This window comes from Pseudomonas sp. Z003-0.4C(8344-21) (genome assembly GCF_900104975.1).
In the GTDB taxonomy this organism is placed as follows: Bacteria; Pseudomonadota; Gammaproteobacteria; order Pseudomonadales; family Pseudomonadaceae; genus Aquipseudomonas; species Aquipseudomonas granadensis.
The window spans coordinates 5,037,906-5,057,927 of record NZ_LT629756.1; the positions used below are offsets into that span (position 1 = coordinate 5,037,906).

A 20,022-nucleotide genomic window follows, 5' to 3' on the forward strand; every position below is an offset into this window, starting at 1 on the left:
CTTTAAGTTTGGTGAGCGGTGTATCGCCCTGCACCGTCAAAGACCGTGAAGGCAACAGGTGAGCCTCGGTTGGCATTCCAAAAAGCCCGGCGCTTGCACGCCAGGCTTTTCAGTAATGCGCTCCTTCGCCTTCCTTCAAATCCTGTGTTCAAGAAGGAAGCTGACTTTTCGGCGCTACTGGCGCGGTACGAGTCCATTCAGATTGTTTTTCCGACCGCGGTCCCTGCCCGCCGGATAACTGCTTCTGGTGCTTTACGCTGCACACCCGGGTCAGTTGCCAACCCTCTGAACCGTTGAGGCCGGTTCATCGCTGCCTGTGCTTGTGGAACTAAAGAGCTTGTCTTGCCAGCCGCTTTGTCGAGCGGCTTGGTGGCAAGAATATGCATGGATGCATATACAGTCAATGCGTAAATGCATTTATTTATGCATCAAGAATGCACGGATGCATGGAAGCCCTGATATCAAAGGGGTTTGCCGGTTTTGTGCAGGCGAAAAAAAACCCGCCGAGGGGCGGGTTTATCTGAAAGTGGTGGGCTTAGCGGGCGTACATGCCCCACCAGAAGACATGGCCGAGGATGACGATCTGCTCTTCCTGGATTTCCTGGAAGCTGTAGTCCTCGTCCGGGTGCTCATCGCGATTGAAGCTGCGCAGACGGATCCCGGTCGGCAGACGGTAGAGCTGTTTCACTCGCAACTGGCCGTTGTGGTTGATCGCATAAAGGTCGCCATCGATGATGTCGCCAATACCGCACTTGCCCGCATTCACACCGACGGTGGCGCCATCGCGCAGCACCGGCAACATGCTGTTGCCACGTACCGTCACGCATTTGGCCTGGTCGAACTGCACACCGTTATGGCGCAGGCTGCGCTTGCCGAAGCGCAGGCTTGAGCGTTCGCTCTCCTCGATGACGAATCTTCCTGATCCAGCAGCCAATTCAACCTCACGAAGAAAGGGCACTGACACCTCGTCGTCATCGACAGGGGTGTCGTCGTCCCACAGGCTTATGTCCTTGAGTTCCGCATGCACGTCGTCACGCCCGCCGCCAGACGTCGCCGCGACGTCCGCGCGCCCGCGCAGCTGATCAGTGCTCACGCCGAAGTATTCGGCGATTTTCGAAATGTGTTTATCCGAAGGATCGACGATCTTCCCGCTGAGAATCCGCGAGAGAGTGGATTGAGGCACGCCGGTGCGACGGTGGAGCTCCGTGGGGGAGATCCCGTGCTGATCGAGCAGTGCTCTTAAGACGGAGGCTACGTTGCGTTTTTGCATAACGCGCATAGTGCTCGAAGTCTTTTGCGAATACAAATGCTGTTTCGCATAAAAAATGCATAAACGCTGAAATTCCAATAGGACGCGCGCCTGCGTAGGGCCTTCCGGCCGTGTTAATCTTACGCAGCTAGAGAAACATCCTACAGACGTTTCAGAAACCCCCTATTCCAATCAGCATCATCACTGACTTTGACGCTGGTACGACTTCAGCCAAAACCCACGACTGTCGCCTATGGCCCACCCAGCAGCACTCGACTGTCGAGCGATCGATCCATACTGAGCCGACCATGACCACACCCCATGTAAAGCAGCGCAAGAACAGCGATATCGAAGCGCTGCGCGCGCTGGCGATTGTCCTTGTCATCTTCGCCCATATTGCCCTTATCCTTTCGCCGCAATCGGTCTATTGGCAGGTGCTGGCGGATTACCGCTTCGGTTATGGCGTGGATATTTTCTTCTGCGTTTCCGGGTTCATCATTACCAAGTCCATTGCCAATGAAATTCCGTCCAACCGCAGTCTTCGTGACGTGCTGGAGCTGAGTGTCCCGTTCTGGGTACGGCGATTCTGGCGTCTGATGCCGTCTGCCCTGTTCTGGATCGGCGTGTCGCTGCTGCTTTCCTGGCTGTACGGCGGCAGAGGGGTTTTTCTGCAGCTGGAGATATTCGTCCATTCGGCATTGGCTGCTGCCCTGCAGTATATGAACGTGGTGTATGCGGTCAGCCGTGACACCGGCACCCTTGGCGACGCCGGCATCTACTGGAGCCTGTCGCTGGAGAACCAGTTTTATCTGGTGCTGCCGATCATCGCGGTACTCGCGGGGCGGCGCTGGATGCCCGCTGTGTTCATTGTGATATTCCTGGCGCAGTTCTTTTTGACCCGCCAACTGATTCGCCCGACTCCTGAACTCTGGGCCTTTCGCACCGATGCCATTTCTCTCGGCGTTCTGTTGGCGTTGTGGCACGGCAGCGAAAGTTACAAACGTCTTGAGCCCGGCTTTCTGAAGAACGGCTGGCTCGTTCTGTTATTGCTTGCCGGCATGATTGCCTTTCTTGCACGGCTCACCGCGCCCAACCCGCCCCTGCCTTTCGCAATGGGGCTGACGGCGGTCGGCTCGGCCTTGCTGGTCTGGATTGCCAGCTATAACAACAACTATCTGACGGCCAATAGCGCCATCGCGGCTTTTTGCAACTACATCGGCTCGCGCTCTTATGCCATCTATCTGACTCATGTGATTGCGCTGTCACTGGTTCGACACTGGTTTTTCTCCCAACCAGGCAACCCGGCGCCAACACCGTTCGATGGCGGTTACACCGTTTTTTATATAACAATGTTCGTGGCAATCACGCTGTTGTTCTCCGAGTTCAATTACCGCTTCATCGAAAACCCGATGAGAAAGCACGGGGAAAAATTGTCGCGCAATCTCAAGGGCCGATTCGCTCTGGCCTGAAAGAGTCTGTCGGCCGTCGCTTCGGCAGGGTCAAAAAAAACGCGGTAGAATTGCGGATTTTTGACCCTTGCCAGATACCGAAAGAGCCAAGCCTTTGAATATGGATCTCTCCAGCCACACCCCGATGATGCAGCAATACTGGCGCCTGAAGAATCAGCACCCGGATCAGCTGATGTTCTACCGCATGGGCGATTTCTACGAGATCTTCTATGAGGACGCGAAGAAGGCCGCCAAGCTGCTCGACATCACTCTGACTGCGCGCGGCCAGTCCGCGGGGCAGGCGATTCCGATGTGCGGCATTCCCTACCACGCCGCGGAAGGCTATCTGGCGAAACTGGTCAAGCTTGGCGAGTCGGTGGTGATCTGCGAGCAGGTCGGCGATCCGGCCACCAGCAAAGGCCCGGTCGAGCGTCAGGTGGTGCGGATCATCACACCGGGAACGGTCAGCGACGAAGCGTTGCTCGATGAGCGCCGCGACAACCTCATCGCGGCGGTGCTGGGTGACGAGCGTCTGTTCGGTCTGGCGGTGCTGGATATCACCAGCGGCAATTTCACCGTGCTGGAGATCAAGGGCTGGGAAAACCTGCTGGCGGAACTGGAGCGGGTCAATCCGGTTGAGCTGCTGATTCCGGATGACTGGCCGAAAGACCTGCCGGCGGAAAAACGCCGTGGCGTGCGCCGTCGTGCGCCGTGGGATTTCGAGCGCGACTCGGCGTTGAAAAGCCTTTGCCAGCAGTTTTCCACGCAGGACCTGAAAGGCTTCGGTTGCGAGAACCTGACGCTGGCCATCGGTGCGGCCGGTTGCCTGCTGGCGTATGCCAAGGAAACCCAGCGCACCGCCCTGCCCCACTTGCGCAGCCTGCGTCACGAACGGCTGGATGACACGGTGGTACTCGACGGTGCGAGCCGACGTAACCTGGAGCTCGACACCAACCTGGCGGGCGGTCGCGATAATACCCTGCAATCGGTGGTTGATCGTTGCCAGACGGCCATGGGCAGCCGTTTGCTGACCCGCTGGCTGAACCGCCCGTTGCGCGATCTGACCGTGTTGCTGGCGCGTCAGACCTCGATCACGTGCCTGCTTGATCGCTATCGCTTTGAAAAGCTACAACCGCAACTCAAGGAAATCGGTGACATCGAGCGCATTCTAGCGCGGATCGGCCTGCGCAATGCGCGACCGCGTGACCTTGCGCGTCTGCGCGATGCACTGGGCGCACTGCCGGAACTGCAAGCGGCGATGACCGATCTGGAGGCGCCGCACCTGCAAAATCTGGCGACCATCACCAGCACCTACCCGGAACTGGCGGCATTGCTGGCGAAAGCCATCATCGACAACCCGCCCGCGGTGATCCGCGACGGCGGCGTGCTGAAAACCGGTTACGACAGTGAACTGGACGAGTTGCAATCGCTGAGCGAAAACGCCGGTCAGTTCCTGATCGATCTTGAGGCCCGGGAAAAAGCCCGCACTGGCCTTGCCAATCTGAAAGTCGGTTATAACCGCATTCACGGCTATTTCATCGAACTGCCGAGCAAGCAGGCCGAGTCGGCGCCAGCGGACTATATTCGCCGCCAGACCTTGAAGGGTGCCGAGCGCTTCATCACCCCGGAGCTGAAAGAGTTCGAAGACAAGGCACTGTCCGCCAAGAGCCGTGCCCTGGCCCGTGAAAAGATGCTCTACGAAGCCCTGCTCGAAGACCTGATCAGCCAGTTGCCGCCGCTGCAGGACACCGCTGGCGCGCTGGCCGAACTGGATGTGCTGAGCAACCTCGCCGAACGTGCACTGAATCTCGACCTGAACTGCCCGCGCTTCGTCAGCGAACCGTGCATGCGCATTACTCAGGGCCGCCATCCGGTGGTCGAGCAAGTGCTGACGACGCCGTTCGTGGCCAACGACCTGAGCCTGGATGACAACACGCGCATGCTGGTGATCACCGGCCCGAACATGGGCGGTAAATCCACCTACATGCGGCAGACCGCACTGATCGTACTGCTGGCGCATATTGGCAGCTTCGTGCCGGCGGCCAGTTGCGAATTGTCACTGGTGGACCGCATCTTCACCCGGATTGGCTCCAGCGATGACCTCGCCGGCGGCCGTTCGACCTTCATGGTCGAGATGAGTGAAACCGCCAACATTCTGCACAACGCCACCGAACGCAGCTTGGTGCTGATGGACGAAGTCGGTCGCGGCACCAGCACCTTCGATGGGCTGTCGCTGGCCTGGGCTGCGGCTGAACGTCTGGCGCACCTGCGTGCGTATACGCTGTTCGCTACGCACTATTTTGAACTGACCGTACTGCCAGAGGCCGAACCCTTGGTGGCCAACGTGCATCTCAATGCCACCGAGCACAACGAGCGCATCGTGTTCCTGCACCACGTGCTGCCGGGACCGGCCAGCCAGAGTTATGGCCTCGCCGTGGCGCAACTGGCCGGCGTGCCGAGCGAAGTGATCGTGCGTGCCCGTGAGCATCTGAGTCGTCTGGAAGACACCGCGCTGCCCCATGAGGCGCCGAAACCGGCCGCCAAAGGCAAACCCGCAGCGCCGCAGCAAAGCGATATGTTCGCCAGTCTGCCGCACCCGGTGCTGGATGAGCTGGCGAAAGTTGACCTGGATGACATGACCCCGCGCCGCGCACTCGAAATGCTCTATGCACTGAAGAACCGGATATAAGCACTGAAGAAGCGGATATAACGCAAATCGCTTCAAGCTGTTAGAATCTCGCGCGGTTCGGGATGCTGTTGGCTCATAGCCTGGCCAGCAGGTATCGCTCCCGAACCTGGCGACCCCAACCGTGAAGGGGCAACGCTGCCGCCGCCTGAGGAGAAAATTAGAAATGACCTTCGTCGTCACCGACAACTGCATCAAGTGCAAGTACACCGACTGCGTAGAAGTGTGTCCGGTGGACTGCTTTTACGAAGGCCCGAACTTCCTGGTGATCCACCCGGACGAGTGCATCGACTGCGCACTGTGCGAACCAGAATGCCCTGCTGTGGCCATCTTCTCGGAAGATGAAATCCCTGCCGGCATGGAAAACTTCATTCAGCTGAACGTTGAATTGGCAGAAATCTGGCCGAACATCACCGAGAAGAAAGATCCATTGCCGGATGCTGAAGAGTGGGATGGCAAACAGAACAAGATCGAACAGCTCGAACGCTGATCTGCCCCGCGCTCGAAAGAAAAGGCCCCTCGCGGGCCTTTTTGCTTTTCTGCAGGCAAAAAAAGGGGCGGTATGACCCGCCCACATTTTTTCCCTATTCCCTGTATTCCCTTTCATCGTCCTGATGAATCACGTCCTGCGATGTCCGTTCCCCTCCTCCTTGAAGGGCGTGTCTGTCCGTCGACACAGTTCAGATACTAATGATTTTCCAGAACGGGACAATCTGCCTCAAGCGCCGGAAATTACTGTCATGAGCTTTTAATAATCAGGAATATGCTTTTTTATCAGTGCATTACGTGACATCGACAAGCGGAATAGCCGTCCGCCACACTGAAAAAATATCGAACACTTACGAAACAGTAAGCATTGGCTTACAGAGCGAGACTACATCTCGCTCATCCAGCCCTTAGACCGCATCACAATCCGCCGTATTTGCTACAGACAACAAAAAGCCCCGAACCGGTCGGGGCTTCTTGCGGGCGGCCGGGCAGTCGTTTATTGAAACAGCGACTCGCTCGACAGGCCATTCTTCTCAAGGATCTCACGCAGGCGTTTCAGGCCTTCCACCTGGATCTGCCGCACCCGCTCCCGGGTCAGACCGATCTCCAGGCCTACGTCTTCCAGCGTACTGCTTTCATGACCGCGCAGGCCGAAGCGACGTACCACCACTTCGCGCTGCTTGTCGGTCAACTCCGACAGCCACTGATCGATGCTCTGCGACAGGTCGTCATCCTGGAGCAGTTCGCACGGATCGGTCGGACGATCGTCGGTGAGGGTGTCCAGCAGGGTTTTATCCGAATCCGGACCCAGCGAGACGTCGACCGAAGAAACCCGCTCGTTCAGGCCGAGCATGCGCTTGACCTCGCCCACCGGTTTTTCCAGCAGGTTGGCAATTTCTTCGGGTGAAGGTTCGTGGTCGAGTTTTTGCGTCAGCTCCCGTGCAGCCCGCAGGTACACGTTGAGTTCCTTGACCACATGAATCGGCAGCCGGATGGTCCGGGTCTGATTCATGATCGCGCGTTCGATGGTCTGACGAATCCACCAGGTCGCGTAGGTCGAAAAGCGGAAGCCGCGCTCGGGATCGAACTTTTCCACCGCACGGATCAGTCCGAGGTTGCCCTCTTCGATCAGATCCAGCAGCGACAGCCCCCGATTGACGTAACGCCGGGCGATTTTAACCACCAGCCGCAGGTTACTTTCGATCATGCGCTTGCGCCCGGCGGGATCGCCACTTTGCGACAAGCGCGCAAAATGAACTTCTTCTTCCGGGGAGAGCAGAGGGGAAAAGCCGATTTCGTTGAGGTACAACTGCGTGGCATCAAGTGCACGCGTGTAATCGATGTACTTATGTTGTTTGAGTGTAGCGGAGTGTTTGGATCTGGAACGAACGGAAGGTGGAGCAGCCCCTTCATCATTCGACATCGAATCCGAATCGATGCCGGTCTCCATAAGGAGAACCTCATCGTCGATGTCAAACTCCGGCACTTCTTTACTGAGAGCCATTGTTATAGTCCTTTGGTGAGTTCGACCCCAAGCTCAAGCGACGCCTTTATCCTTGGCAACGCTGGAGCCTGTCCCCTCTACGCGACGGAACAGGCTGGCTTACACATCAACGTCTGGGCAGGAACTGCAGTGGATCTACAGGTTTACCTTGGCGGCGAATCTCAAAATGCAGTTTCACCCGGTCTGTACCCGTTGACCCCATTTCGGCAATTGTCTGTCCGACCTTGACCTGCTGCCCCTCCCGAACCAACAGCCTGCGGTTATGTCCGTAGGCACTTACGTAGGTTTCGCTGTGTTTGATGATGACTAATTCGCCGTAGCCCCTTAAGCCACTCCCGGCGTAAACCACCGTCCCATCAGACGCAGCTAAAACAGGCTGTCCCAAATCTCCGGCGATATCAATGCCTTTATTCAAACTACCGTTTGAAGAGAATTTTCCAATCAGAACGCCATTAGATGGCCATCCCCAGCCGGTCGGGGCCGGGCCGGCCGGAGGCAGTGGCGCAGGTGCCGGCTTGCTTGCGACGGACGGTGCAACGCGAGTAGATCCGCGGGTTGTAGTGGTGGTGGTGCCATTTGCCTGGCGTCGGATAACTGTGGTTTTGCTCGACGAGGAAGGTGACGAACTACTGCTGCTGACCACCGCGGTCGGCGTTGAACCGCTACGGCCGTCGAAGCGAATCGTCTGACCCGGATGGATCGTATACGGCGTAGGAATATTGTTCCGGGCGGCGAGGGTTTTGTAGTCCCAGCCGTAGCGGAAGGCGATCGAAAACAAGGTGTCGCCGGGACGGACTACATACTGCCCGGTCGTCACGGCAGGACGTTGCGCAACGGCATTGTTGCGGTCGACCACCCGGACATTGCTCGATTTGGTGCTGGAGCAACCGACCAGCAAAGTACTCAAGACAAGGCCAGTCACCAGGCGCTGAAAGCTCGTGTTACCCATACGCTGCGCTATGACTGTGAGACTCACCCGCCGCTCCTTTGTGGTGGCTGAAAAATGTACAAGTACCGCGTCCCGGCCCAGGTTGTCGCAAGTATAACGGGCCGGATCGGCTTTACCCTTAATGACGCGAAATCGCTGCACGCACACGTTTGCCACTGGCCAACTTGCTGCGTTTAATTCTTCGCTGCCGGTGTAAGACACAGGCGAACGAAAGGAATTCAGCACGCTTTTATAAATGCTCAGGCGAGTGGCCCGTTGAGCAATGGCACGAAACGCACAGCACCAAGAACGTGCCGGGAAAACCCGTTTTCCTCGCGCACGATCAGCATCAGTTGCTGCACTTCGCCCGAACCCACCGGGATCACCATGCGCCCGCCCGGAGCCAGTTGATCGAGCAAGGCTTGCGGTATGTCGGTGGCCACGGCCGTGACGATAATGCCGTTATACGGTGCCAGTGCCGGCCAGCCTTCCCAGCCATCGCCCCAGCGAAACACCACATTGCGCAGGTTCAGTTCGACCAGTCGCTCCTTGGCGCGATCCTGCAGGACCTTGATGCGCTCGACGGAGAAAACGCGCTCGACCAGTTGCGACAATACTGCGGTCTGGTAACCGGAACCGGTGCCGATCTCCAGCACCTTGTCCAACGGGCCCGCCTCGAGCAGCAGCTCGCTCATGCGCGCCACCATGTAAGGCTGGGAAATCGTCTGGTTGTTGCCGATCGGCAGCGCCGTGTCTTCGTAGGCGCGATGGGCCAGCGCTTCGTCGACGAACAGGTGACGCGGTGTCCGGCGAATGACTTCCAGCACCTTGGCGTTCGACACGCCTTCTTCATAGAGGCGCTGGATCAGTCGCTCGCGAGTGCGCTGGGAGGTCATGCCGATGCCGCTGCGCAGTCGATCTTCGTGTTCGCGGGCCATCAGCTAAGCCCTCCAAGCCAGCCGTCGAGACTTCTGAACGCATCGTTGAAGGTGCGATCGAGCTGCAACGGAGTGATGGACACGTAGCCCTGCATCACCGCATGAAAATCAGTCCCCGGACCGCCGTCTTCGGCATCGCCGGCTGCCGCGATCCAGTACCCCGCCTTGCCGCGCGGATCGACCACTTTCATCGGTGCCGCCGCGCGGGCACGGTGGCCGAGCCGGGTCAGTTGAATGCCACGAATATGATCAAGGGGCAGATTGGGGATGTTCACGTTGAGTACCGTGCGCGGCGGCAGGTCGAGGCTGGCGTGCGCCTCGACCAGTTTGCGCGCGAAGTGGGCCGCTGTCGGCAGATTATCCACCTGGCGTGAAACCAGCGAAAAGGCGAACGATGGGCGTTCGAGAAAACGCCCTTCGAGGGCTGCGGCCACGGTTCCGGAATACAGCACGTCATCGCCCAGGTTGGCGCCGAGGTTGATGCCCGACACGACCATGTCCGCCTCGCGCTCCAGCAAGCCGTTGAGGCCCAGGTGCACGCAGTCGGTCGGTGTGCCGTTAAGGCTGATGAAGCCGTTGGCCAGGTATTGCGGGTGCAGCGGACGGTCGAGCGTCAGCGAACTGCTGGCGCCGCTCTTGTCCTGCTCAGGGGCGATAACCACGCACTCGGTGTAATCCGCCAGCGCAGCATAAAGCGCGGCGAGACCGGGTGCAGTTACCCCATCGTCGTTAGAAATCAGAATACGCATGGGCTGTCCGTCTGCCCCACCGGCACCAGATCAACGAGTTCGCGCACCAATACGGTGGCGAAGCATCCGGCCGGGAGGACGAATTCCAGTTGCAGAATGTCAGGCTGGGGATAATGCCACGTCAACCCGCCAATGGGCAGCCGCAGGATGCGCCGTTCGTGGCTCATTCCGGCATTGACCAGCCAATCGCGCAGTTCGGCTTCAGCGCCAGCGATCCCCTGCTCCAGATCATGGACAGCCCCCGACGCCGGCGAGTCACCTTCGCCCCACTGCGGACCGGTCGGGTGCAAGTCGAGAATCGCCAGGCGCGGGTCGCTGCACTCCGCTTCACCGGCAGGAAAAAAACTGCGGCTATCGGTGAACGCGAGCAGATCGCCGACCTGGGCTTTCTGCCAGGTGCCGTCGGCCACGCGTGCTGCCAGCACTTTATTGAAGAGAAAGCTGCGCGCTGTCGACAGCAACCGCGAACGCACATTGCGCTGCTCCGGCAATGCCTTGCGCGCCGCCCAGCCACGGGCATCGACGACATTGCCGCCGTCATGGCCGAAACGCTGGGCGCCGAAATAGTTGGGGATGCCTTGTTTGGCGATCAGTTGCAGACGTTCTTCGATCGCTGCCTTGTCGCCGGAAAACCGGGTCAGTCGCAACGTGAAACCGTTGGCCGAGTGCGCACCCCGTTGCAGCTTGCGCTTGTGACGGGTGGTCTTGAGGATCTTCAGCGTATCGTTTTCCGCCGCCGACAGATCCGGATCGGCCTTGCCCGGCAATTGCACGCTGAACCACTGGCGGGTCAGCGCCTGACGATCCTTGAGGCCGGCATAACTGACGGTGCGCAACGGTACACCCGCCGCCTTGGCGATTCGACGGGCCGCTTCTTCGGTATTCAGACCGCGCTTTTCCACCCAGATCCACAGGTGCTCGCCGTCGCCGCTGAACGGAATGTCGAGCACTTCATCGACCTGGAAATCTTCCGCGATGGCTTTCAATACTGCCGTGCCGAGGGGCTCGCCATAGGCGCGCGGGCCGAGCAATTGCAGGTCATTCATGCGCGCAGCAACAAGGCAACGGAATGCACGGCGATGCCTTCTTCGCGACCGACAAAGCCAAGCTTTTCGGTGGTGGTAGCCTTGACGTTCACTTGATCGAGCTCAACTTGAAGATCCGCGGCGATCAGCGCGCGCATCGATTCGATATGCGGGGCCATTTTCGGCGCCTGAGCGACGATGGTGTTATCGACGTTGCCGACTTTCCAGCCCTTGGCGTGGATCAACGCAACGACATGACGCAGCAGCGCACGGCTGTCGGCGCCTTTGAATTGCGGGTCGGTGTCAGGGAAGTGTTTGCCTATGTCGCCAAGCGCTGCGGCGCCGAGCAAGGCATCGCTCAGGGCATGCAGCAGGACGTCACCGTCGGAATGAGCGAGCAGCCCGAAGCCGTGTGCAATGCGCACGCCGCCCAGAGTAATGAAATCGCCTTCAGCGAAACGGTGCACATCATAGCCGTGGCCAATACGCATAAAAAAAACGCCCCGATTTTTGTCAGGGCGTGATTCTACCTGCTTTGACGGACATTAGGCGCCTAGAGCGCGCGCGTGATGCTGCAAGTGGTCGTCAATGAAGCTTGAGATGAAGAAATAACTGTGGTCGTAGCCCGGTTGCAGGCGCAACTCGAGCGGATGCCCCGCTTGTTTTGCCGCGTGTTGCAGGGCTTCAGGCTTGAGCTGGGTGGCAAGGAAATCATCGCGATCACCTTGATCGACCAGCAGCGGCAGCTTTTCCTTCGCGTCGGCAAGCAGCGCGCAGGCGTCCCACTCTTTCCACTTCGAACGGTCTTCTCCCAGATAGTGGGAGAAAGCCTTCTGCCCCCACGGGCAATCCACCGGGTTGGTGATCGGCGAAAACGCCGACACTGATTGATAACGCCCCGGATTGCGCAACGCACAGATCAACGCGCCGTGGCCGCCCATCGAGTGACCGCTGATGCTGCGTTTGTCCGATGCCGGAAAATGCGCCTCAACCAGTGCAGGCAATTCCTGCACAACGTAATCATGCATCCGATAGTGCCGCGCCCATGGTTGCTGTGTGGCATTCAGATAAAACCCGGCGCCCAGGCCAAAGTCCCAGGCCTTGTCCGCATCGTCCGGTACATCCGGACCGCGTGGACTGGTATCCGGCGCGACGATGATCAGACCGAGTTCGGCGGCCATGCGCATGGCGCCGGCCTTCTGCATGAAGTTCTCATCGGTACAGGTCAGGCCTGACAGCCAGTACAGCACCGGCAATTTACCGCCCTGCTCCGCCTGCGGCGGTAGATACACGGCAAACACCATGTCGCAATCGAGCACTTCGGAGCGATGGCGATAGCGCTTGTGCCAGCCACCGAAACTCTTCTGACAGGAAATATTTTCCAGATTCACGGGATTCTCCCCAGCGGCAAGCGGCAAGCTTCCAGCTACAAGAAAAGGCACGTTCGCTCTTACTGGCAGCTTGAAGCTTGAAACCTGGAGCTGCTGTTAGAAATGGATGACGGTACGGATGCTCTTGCCTTCGTGCATCAGGTCGAAAGCCTTGTTGATATCTTCCAGGCCCATGGTGTGGGTGATGAAGGTATCCAGCGGGATCTCGCCGCTCTGGGCCATATCGACGTAGCTTGGCAACTCGGTACGACCACGCACGCCGCCGAATGCCGAACCGCGCCAGACGCGGCCGGTCACCAGCTGGAACGGACGGGTAGCGATTTCCTGGCCGGCACCGGCGACGCCGATGATCACTGACTCGCCCCAGCCTTTGTGGCAGCACTCAAGGGCTGCGCGCATCAGTTGTACGTTGCCGATGCACTCGAAGGAGAAGTCGACGCCGCCATCGGTCATGTCGACGATCACTTCCTGGATCGGACGATCGAAGTCTTTCGGGTTAACGCAATCGGTGGCGCCCAGCTGTTTGGCGATTTCGAACTTGGCCGGGTTGATGTCGATGGCGATGATGCGCGCAGCCTTGGCTTTTACCGCGCCGATGACCGCCGACAGACCGATGCCGCCCAGACCGAAAATGGCCACGGTATCACCCGGTTTGACCTTGGCCGTGTTGATCACCGCGCCAATGCCGGTGGTGACGCCACAGCCCAGCAGGCAGACCTTTTCCAGCGGCGCGTCCCTGGAAATTTTCGCTACGGAGATTTCCGGAAGCACGGTGTATTCCGAGAATGTCGACGTGCCCATGTAGTGAAAAATCGTTTCGCCTTTGTAGGAAAAACGCGAAGTACCGTCCGGCATCAAGCCTTTGCCCTGAGTCGCGCGAATCGCCTGACACAAGTTGGTCTTGCCGGACTTACAGAACTTGCACTGGCCGCATTCCGGGGTGTACAGCGGAATGACATGATCGCCGACCGCGACCGAAGTCACGCCCTCGCCAATGGCTTCGACGATGGCGCCACCCTCGTGACCGAGAATCGACGGAAAGATCCCTTCCGGGTCAGCGCCGGACAAGGTGTAGGCATCGGTGTGGCAAACGCCGGAAGCAACCACGCGCAGCAACACTTCACCGGCCTTCGGCATGGCGACATCGACTTCTACGATTTCCAGCGGCTTCTTGGCCTCGAAGGCAACGGCGGCGCGCGACTTGATCATGCTGACTCTCCAGTGAATGCATTGAATAAAAAACCAGACAGGCAGTGTAGTTCAGCGCCGCTTGATGAATAATCCGAGCGAAAGCAAAACATTATTGCCATACAGGGATAATCCCAATGCTGGAAAACCGCTGGGAAGGCATTGACGAGTTTGTCGCCGTTGCCGAATGCAGCCAGTTCACCGCTGCCGCCGAACGCCTAGGGGTTTCGTCCTCGCACATCAGTCGTCAAATCGCACGCCTGGAAGAGCGTTTGCAGACCCGCCTGCTTTATCGCAGCACGCGCCGCGTCACCTTGACCGAAGCCGGGCAGACCTTTCTGCAGCATTGCCAGCGTCTGCAGGACGGCCGCGAAGAGGCGTTGCGCGCCGTCGGCGATCTGGCCAGCGAGCCGAAAGGCATGCTGCGCATGACCTGCGCCGTGGCGTATGGCGAGCGCTTCATCGTGCCGCTGGTGACGCGCTTCATGGGTTTGTATCCGCAGTTGCGCGTTGATATCGAGCTGAGCAATCGCCAGCTCGATCTGGTCCATGAAGGTCTGGATCTGGCAATTCGCCTCGGCCGCCTGCAGGATTCGCGATTGGTCGCTACACGGCTGGCGCCCCGGCGCATGTATCTCTGCGCATCACCGTCCTACCTCGAACGGTATGGTCGCCCACACAGCTTGTCGGAATTGAGTCGGCACAATTGCCTGATCGGCAGTTCGGACATCTGGCAGCTTGAGCAGAACGGTCGCGAGTTTTCCCAGCGGGTACAGGGCAACTGGCGCTGCAACAGTGGCCAGGCGGTACTGGATGCGGCATTACAGGGCGTGGGATTGTGTCAGTTGCCGGATTATTACGTGCTGGAGCATTTGCAGAGCGGCGCGCTGATTTCTCTGCTGGAGGCGCATCAGCCGCCGAATACTGCGGTGTGGGCGTTGTATCCGCAGCAGCGGCATTTGTCGCCGAAGGTGCGCAAGTTGGTGGATTTTCTTAAGGTTGGGTTGGCTGAGCGGCCGGAGTATCAAGAGTGAGTGATGCGTTGCCTGAAATACCCTATCGCGAGCAGGCTCACTCCTACAGGGGAACGCATTTCAAATGTAGGAGTGAGCCTGCTCGCGATGGCGGCTCAACAGGCGAAGAAGATCAGCGCCGGTTAGCCCAGCGCTGGCGCAACCACTCCAGATCTTCCGGCCGGGTAACCTTGAGGTTATCCGCGCGGCCCTCAATCAGACGCGGCTTCAATCCAGCCCACTCCATCGCCGAAGCTTCGTCAGTAATCACGGCATCCGCCACCAGACTGTCGGCCAACGCCCGATGCAATGCACCCAAGCGAAACATCTGAGGCGTGTACGCCTGCCAGATCACACTGCGATCGACGGTTTCAACCACGCGTCCGGACTTGTCGACGCGTTTGAGCGTGTCGCGCGCCGGCACCGCCAGCAAACCACCCACCGGATCGACCGCCAATTCGGCGAGCAACTTGTCCAGATCGTCGCGGCTCAGATTGGGCCGTGCCGCATCGTGCACCAGCACCCAGTCTTCATCATCGGCGCCCTGCGCATGCAGATGCAGCAAGGCATTGAGCACCGAAGCGGACCGCTCGGCGCCGCCGTCGACGCGCCGAATGCGCGGATCGCTGACGCACGCCAGGTTCGGCCAGTAAGGATCATCAACAGCAAGACTGACCACCAGCCCCTTGAGGTTCGGGTGATCGAGAAAACAGCCGAGGCTGTGTTCGAGAATTGTGCGCCCGCCCAGTTGCAGGTATTGCTTGGGACGGTCCGCGGCCATTCGGGCACCAACGCCCGCGGCAGGAATCACGGCCCAGAAGGCCGGCAGGGAATCGATCATTGGGCCAACTGGTAAAGAGTTTCACCGTCCTTGACCATGCCCAGTTCGTGACGAGCCCGCTCTTCAACGGTCTCCATGCCTTTTTTCAACTCGCTGACTTCCGCGTCCATCACGCGATTGCGCTCCAGCAAACCTTCGTTCTCGGCATGTTGGTCAGCAATCTGCTGCTTCAGCTCGGCGACCTGCGCCAGACTGCCGTTGCCCACCCACAGGCGGTACTGCAGACCGGCCAGCAGCAAGAGCAAAACGAGAAACAACCAGTAAGGACTGCGCATCGAATATCAGGTATCCAGTGAAAAAAGACCGCCACGCGAAAACTTGAAGCATCTGATAGCACGAAGCCTGGAAAGATCCAGGCTTGTGCTTTCAAGGCATCAGATTAGTGGCAAATCCATCGCTGTCACGACTTTTTCGACACAATCCGGTGTCCTTCCATCAGTTTGTACTCAGCCGCGGAACTCGCTGCGGCCGTTGTACTTGGCCTTGCCATTCAACTGCTCTTCGATACGCAGCAGTTGGTTGTACTTCGATACGCGGTCGGAACGGCACAGCGAACCGGTCTTGATCTGGCCAGCCGAGGTGCCCACTGCCAGATCGGCAATGGTCGAATCTTCGGTTTCGCCCGAACGGTGCGAGATCACGGCGGTGTAACCGGCAGCCTTGGCCATCTGGATGGCTTCCAGGGTTTCGGTCAGGGTGCCGATCTGGTTGAACTTGATCAGAATCGAGTTGGCGATCTTTTTATCGATGCCTTCCTTGAGGATCTTGGTGTTGGTCACGAACAGGTCGTCGCCCACCAGTTGAGTCTTCTCGCCGATCTTGTCGGTGAGGATCTTCCAGCCAGCCCAGTCGGACTCGTCCAGACCGTCTTCGATCGAGATGATCGGATAACGCTCGGTCAGGCCTTTGAGGTAGTCGGCGAAACCTTCAGCAGTGAACACCTGGCCTTCGCCGGACAGGTTGTACTTGCCGTCTTCGTAGAATTCGCTCGCCGCGCAGTCCAGCGCCAGGGTCACGTCGGTGCCCAGCGTGTAACCGGCATTGGCCACCGCTTCGGAGATCACTTTCAACGCGTCTTCGTTGGACGCCAGGTTCGGTGCGAAACCGCCTTCGTCGCCAACTGCGGTGCTCAGGCCACGGGCCTTCAGCACAGCTTTCAAGTGATGGAAGATCTCGGTGCCCATGCGCAGACCTTCCGAGAACGACTTGGCGCCGACCGGCTGCACCATGAATTCCTGGATGTCGACGTTGTTATCGGCGTGCTCGCCACCGTTGATGATGTTCATCATTGGCACCGGCATCGAGTAAACACCCGGAGTACCGTTGAGGTTGGCGATGTGTGCGTACAGCGGCAGATCCTGATCCTGCGCAGCCGCCTTGGCCGCAGCCAGGGATACCGCGAGGATGGCGTTGGCGCCCAGGGTTGCCTTGTTTTCGGTACCGTCGAGCTTGATCATCGCGTGGTCAAGGGCTTTCTGGTCGCTTGGGTCGGTGCCCAGCAGCAGATCGCGGATCGGACCGTTGATGTTGGCTACCGCCTTGAGCACGCCCTTGCCCAGGTAACGGCTCTTGTCGCCATCACGCAGCTCGAGTGCTTCACGCGAGCCAGTGGATGCACCGGACGGCGCGCAGGCGCTGCCGATGATGCCGTTGTCGAGAAGCACGTCCGCTTCCACGGTGGGATTGCCACGGGAGTCGAGAACTTCACGACCTTTGATGTCGACGATTTTTGCCATTGTTGTAAACACTCCAAAGTTGACGAAAACGACGCAGCTAGAGGAAACCTTCAATCGTCGGCAAGCGAAGTACAGCGGGCAGACTTGCAGACGACAACGCTCATGCCCGAGGGCATGAGCGACAAATCGTGCGGTACTTTACCGGAGAAATGAGTCTTACGCGGTTTCTACCGTCGGAAAACTCTTCACCAGTTCGTCCAAGGCTTTGAGCTGGGCCAGGAATGGCTCCAGTTTGTCCAGACGCAAGGCGCAAGGGCCGTCGCATTTGGCGTTGTCCGGATCCGGATGCGCTTCAAGGAACAGACCCGCCAACGACTGGCTCATGCCGGCCTTGGCCAGATCGGTGACTTGGGCGCGGCGACCGCCGGCGGAGTCGGAACGACCGCCAGGCATTTGCAGCGAATGGGTCACGTCGAAGAATACCGGGTATTCGAACTGCTTCATGATGCCGAAGCCGAGCATGTCGACCACGAGGTTGTTGTAGCCGAAGCTCGAACCACGCTCGCAGAGAATCAGTTGATCGTTACCCGCTTCCACGCACTTGTTCAGGATGTGTTTCATTTCCTGAGGCGCGAGGAACTGGGCTTTCTTGATATTGATCACGGCGTTGGTCTTGGCCATCGCGACAACCAGATCGGTCTGGCGCGACAGGAAGGCCGGCAGCTGAATGATGTCGCAGACCTCAGCGACGACCGCGGCCTGATCAGGCTCGTGGACGTCGGTGATGATCGGCACGCCGAAGGCTTGCTTGATGTCCTGGAAGATGCGCATGCCTTCTTCCAGGCCAGGGCCGCGATAAGAGGTCACAGAAGACCGGTTAGCCTTGTCGAAGCTGGCCTTGAACACGTAAGGGATACCGAGTTTTTCGGTGACCTTCACATACTCTTCGCAAACCTGCATGGCCATGTCACGGCTTTCCAGCACGTTCATGCCGCCGAACAGCACCATGGGTTTGTCGTTGGCAATCTCGATGTCGCCGACGCGGATGATCTTCTGTGCCATCGGGGTTACGCCTTCTTCTGATGTTGAGCCAACGCGGCCTTGACGAAACCGCTGAACAGCGGGTGGCCATCGCGTGGAGTCGAGGTGAACTCAGGGTGGAACTGGCAAGCGACGAACCATGGGTGGTCGGCCGCTTCAACCACTTCAACCAGCGCCGCATCAGCGGAGCGACCGGAAATTTTCAGGCCGGCTTCGATCAGTTGTGGCAGCAGGTTGTTGTTCACTTCGTAACGGTGACGGTGACGCTCGACGATCACGTCCTTGCCGTAGCAGTCATGCACTTTGGAGCCCGGCTCGAGCAGGCAGTCCTGAGCGCCGAGACGCATGGTACCGCCCAGATCGGACGCTTCGGTACGTACTTCCACTGCACCGGTCGCGTCTTCCCACTCGGTGATCAGACCGACAACCGGGTGGCCGCTGGCGCGGTCGAACTCGGTGGAGTTGGCGTCTTTCCAGCCCATCACGTTACGGGCGAATTCAATGACCGCCACTTGCATGCCGAGGCAGATGCCGAGGTAAGGCACCTTGTTCTCGCGAGCATACTGAACGGCAGTGATCTTGCCTTCCACGCCGCGCAGACCAAAGCCGCCCGGTACGAGGATCGCGTCGACACCTTCGAGCAGCGCGGTGCCCTGGTTTTCGATGTCTTCGGAATCGATGTAACGCAGGTTGACCTTGGTGCGGTTGCTGATGCCGGCATGGCTCATCGCTTCGATCAGCGACTTGTAGGCATCGAGCAGCTCCATGTACTTGCCGACCATGGCGATGGTCACTTCGTGTTCCGGGTTCAGCTTGGCATCGACCACCGCGTCCCACTCGGACAGATCGGCGCTGTTGCATTGCAGACCGAAACGCTCGACGACGAAATCGTCCAGACCCTGCGAGTGCAGGATGCCCGGGATCTTGTAGATGGTGTCGGCGTCTTCCAGCGCGATCACCGCACGCTCTTCAACGTTGGTGAACTGGGCGATCTTGCGACGCGACGAGATGTCGATCGGGTGATCGGAACGGCACACCAGCACGTCTGGCTGCAGGCCGATCGAACGCAGTTCCTTGACGGAGTGCTGGGTTGGCTTGGTCTTGGTTTCGCCGGCAGTGGCGATGTACGGCACCAGTGTCAGGTGCATCAGCATCGCGCGCTTGGCGCCGACTTCGAAACGCAACTGGCGGATCGCCTCGAGGAACGGTTGCGACTCGATGTCGCCAACGGTGCCGCCGATTTCGACCATCGCCACGTCAGCGTCACCGGCACCCTTGATGATGCGGCGCTTGATTTCGTCGGTGATGTGCGGGATCACCTGGATGGTTGCACCCAGGTAATCACCACGGCGCTCTTTGCGCAGCACGTGCTCGTAGACACGGCCAGTGGTGAAGTTGTTGTTCTGGGTCATGGTCGTGCGGATGAACCGCTCGTAGTGACCCAGGTCCAGGTCGGTCTCGGCGCCGTCGTGGGTGACGAACACTTCACCGTGCTGGAACGGGCTCATGGTGCCTGGATCGACGTTGATGTACGGATCCAGCTTCAGCATGGTGACCTTAAGCCCCCGCGCCTCCAGGATAGCCGCCAATGAAGCCGAGGCAATGCCTTTCCCCAATGAAGAAACAACACCGCCCGTGACGAATATGTAGCGCGTCATGAAAAACCCTAGAAGTCTGCGTTAAAGCGGAACGAGCCGCCGGGGAAAGCGAAGGAAGGCCGAAGCCCCCGATCACCTGCATTAATCACAGTGCACCTTTCAAAAAAACCGCCGCGTTGGGACAGACCGGCAGGTGAAACACCGGTACGTTGCTCGCTACACATTTTTTGGAATCGCCCAGCAAAGACTGCTTGGTAA

General features: G+C 58.9%; 18 protein-coding genes. 4 read left to right on the top strand and 14 right to left on the bottom strand.

Features of this window, described 5'->3' with window-relative positions:
- Positions 1–535 precede the first annotated feature (535 nt).
- Positions 536–1,270: an XRE family transcriptional regulator gene (locus BLU24_RS22845; RefSeq protein ID WP_090288437.1), complete on the bottom strand. Its 735-nt coding sequence runs from the start codon at positions 1,268–1,270 to the stop codon at positions 536–538.
- A gap of 287 nt (positions 1,271–1,557) precedes the next feature.
- Here BLU24_RS22845 and BLU24_RS22850 point away from each other — a divergent pair, with 287 nt between their 5' ends.
- From BLU24_RS22850 to fdxA, 3 genes are all read left to right on the top strand, one after another.
- Positions 1,558–2,718, top strand: coding sequence for an acyltransferase family protein (locus BLU24_RS22850; RefSeq protein WP_093104219.1), 1,161 nt, complete (start codon positions 1,558–1,560; stop codon positions 2,716–2,718).
- Positions 2,719–2,818: 100 nt separating this feature from the next.
- The gene (gene mutS / locus BLU24_RS22855; protein ID WP_172833347.1) at positions 2,819–5,386 is read left to right on the top strand and encodes a DNA mismatch repair protein MutS; all 2,568 of its coding nucleotides are present in this window, start codon (positions 2,819–2,821) and stop codon (positions 5,384–5,386) included.
- A gap of 163 nt (positions 5,387–5,549) precedes the next feature.
- Positions 5,550–5,873, top strand: a complete 324-nt coding sequence (fdxA, locus tag BLU24_RS22860; protein ID WP_090282025.1) for a ferredoxin FdxA — start codon at positions 5,550–5,552, stop codon at positions 5,871–5,873.
- A gap of 495 nt (positions 5,874–6,368) precedes the next feature.
- Here the strand turns inward: fdxA and rpoS are convergent, their stop codons facing one another.
- The 8 genes from rpoS to BLU24_RS22900 all read right to left on the bottom strand — a co-directional run bounded on the left by rpoS (position 6,369) and on the right by BLU24_RS22900 (position 13,616).
- Positions 6,369–7,376 (bottom strand): RNA polymerase sigma factor RpoS, encoded by a 1,008-nt coding sequence (gene rpoS, locus BLU24_RS22865; RefSeq protein WP_090282024.1) that lies wholly within the window; start codon positions 7,374–7,376, stop codon positions 6,369–6,371.
- 106 nt (positions 7,377–7,482) lie between these two features.
- Positions 7,483–8,352, bottom strand: a complete 870-nt coding sequence (locus BLU24_RS22870; RefSeq protein ID WP_093104222.1) for a peptidoglycan DD-metalloendopeptidase family protein — start codon at positions 8,350–8,352, stop codon at positions 7,483–7,485.
- 212 nt (positions 8,353–8,564) lie between these two features.
- Positions 8,565–9,200: a protein-L-isoaspartate(D-aspartate) O-methyltransferase gene (locus tag BLU24_RS22875; protein WP_172833348.1), complete on the bottom strand. Its 636-nt coding sequence runs from the start codon at positions 9,198–9,200 to the stop codon at positions 8,565–8,567.
- Between the two features lie 41 nt (positions 9,201–9,241).
- Positions 9,242–9,991, bottom strand: coding sequence for a 5'/3'-nucleotidase SurE (surE, locus tag BLU24_RS22880; protein ID WP_090282021.1), 750 nt, complete (start codon positions 9,989–9,991; stop codon positions 9,242–9,244).
- Positions 9,979–11,037, bottom strand: a complete 1,059-nt coding sequence (truD, locus tag BLU24_RS22885; RefSeq protein ID WP_090282020.1) for a tRNA pseudouridine(13) synthase TruD — start codon at positions 11,035–11,037, stop codon at positions 9,979–9,981. The genes surE and truD overlap by 13 nt, the downstream gene beginning before the upstream one ends.
- Entirely contained in the window at positions 11,034–11,507 is a 474-nt protein-coding gene (ispF, locus tag BLU24_RS22890; protein ID WP_020795989.1) for a 2-C-methyl-D-erythritol 2,4-cyclodiphosphate synthase, read from the bottom strand. Before ispF ends, truD begins: the two co-directional genes overlap by 4 nt.
- A gap of 54 nt (positions 11,508–11,561) precedes the next feature.
- Entirely contained in the window at positions 11,562–12,407 is an 846-nt protein-coding gene (gene fghA, locus BLU24_RS22895; protein WP_093104231.1) for an S-formylglutathione hydrolase, read from the bottom strand.
- 96 nt (positions 12,408–12,503) lie between these two features.
- Entirely contained in the window at positions 12,504–13,616 is a 1,113-nt protein-coding gene (locus BLU24_RS22900) for an S-(hydroxymethyl)glutathione dehydrogenase/class III alcohol dehydrogenase (RefSeq protein WP_090282018.1), read from the bottom strand.
- Positions 13,617–13,732: 116 nt separating this feature from the next.
- On the opposite strand from BLU24_RS22900, the gene BLU24_RS22905 reads away from it, so the two are divergent.
- Positions 13,733–14,629, top strand: a complete 897-nt coding sequence (locus BLU24_RS22905) for a LysR substrate-binding domain-containing protein (protein WP_093104234.1) — start codon at positions 13,733–13,735, stop codon at positions 14,627–14,629.
- 112 nt (positions 14,630–14,741) lie between these two features.
- On the opposite strand, the gene ispD is transcribed toward BLU24_RS22905, so the two are convergent.
- From ispD to BLU24_RS22930, 5 genes are all read right to left on the bottom strand, one after another.
- Positions 14,742–15,449, bottom strand: a complete 708-nt coding sequence (gene ispD, locus BLU24_RS22910) for a 2-C-methyl-D-erythritol 4-phosphate cytidylyltransferase (protein ID WP_093104237.1) — start codon at positions 15,447–15,449, stop codon at positions 14,742–14,744.
- Positions 15,446–15,724 carry a cell division protein FtsB gene (gene ftsB / locus BLU24_RS22915; protein ID WP_007964293.1) on the bottom strand — a complete coding sequence of 93 codons (279 nt, stop codon included), beginning with the start codon at positions 15,722–15,724 and terminating at the stop codon, positions 15,446–15,448. Before ftsB ends, ispD begins: the two co-directional genes overlap by 4 nt.
- A gap of 171 nt (positions 15,725–15,895) precedes the next feature.
- Complete coding sequence (eno, locus tag BLU24_RS22920; RefSeq protein WP_093104240.1) at positions 15,896–17,185, bottom strand: phosphopyruvate hydratase; 1,290 nt, start codon at positions 17,183–17,185, stop codon at positions 15,896–15,898.
- Between the two features lie 156 nt (positions 17,186–17,341).
- Positions 17,342–18,187: a 3-deoxy-8-phosphooctulonate synthase gene (gene kdsA, locus BLU24_RS22925; RefSeq protein ID WP_007954807.1), complete on the bottom strand. Its 846-nt coding sequence runs from the start codon at positions 18,185–18,187 to the stop codon at positions 17,342–17,344.
- Between the two features lie 5 nt (positions 18,188–18,192).
- A complete protein-coding gene (locus BLU24_RS22930; protein ID WP_090282014.1) occupies positions 18,193–19,824 on the bottom strand; it encodes a CTP synthase in 1,632 nt (543 codons plus the stop codon).
- Positions 19,825–20,022 lie beyond the last annotated feature (198 nt).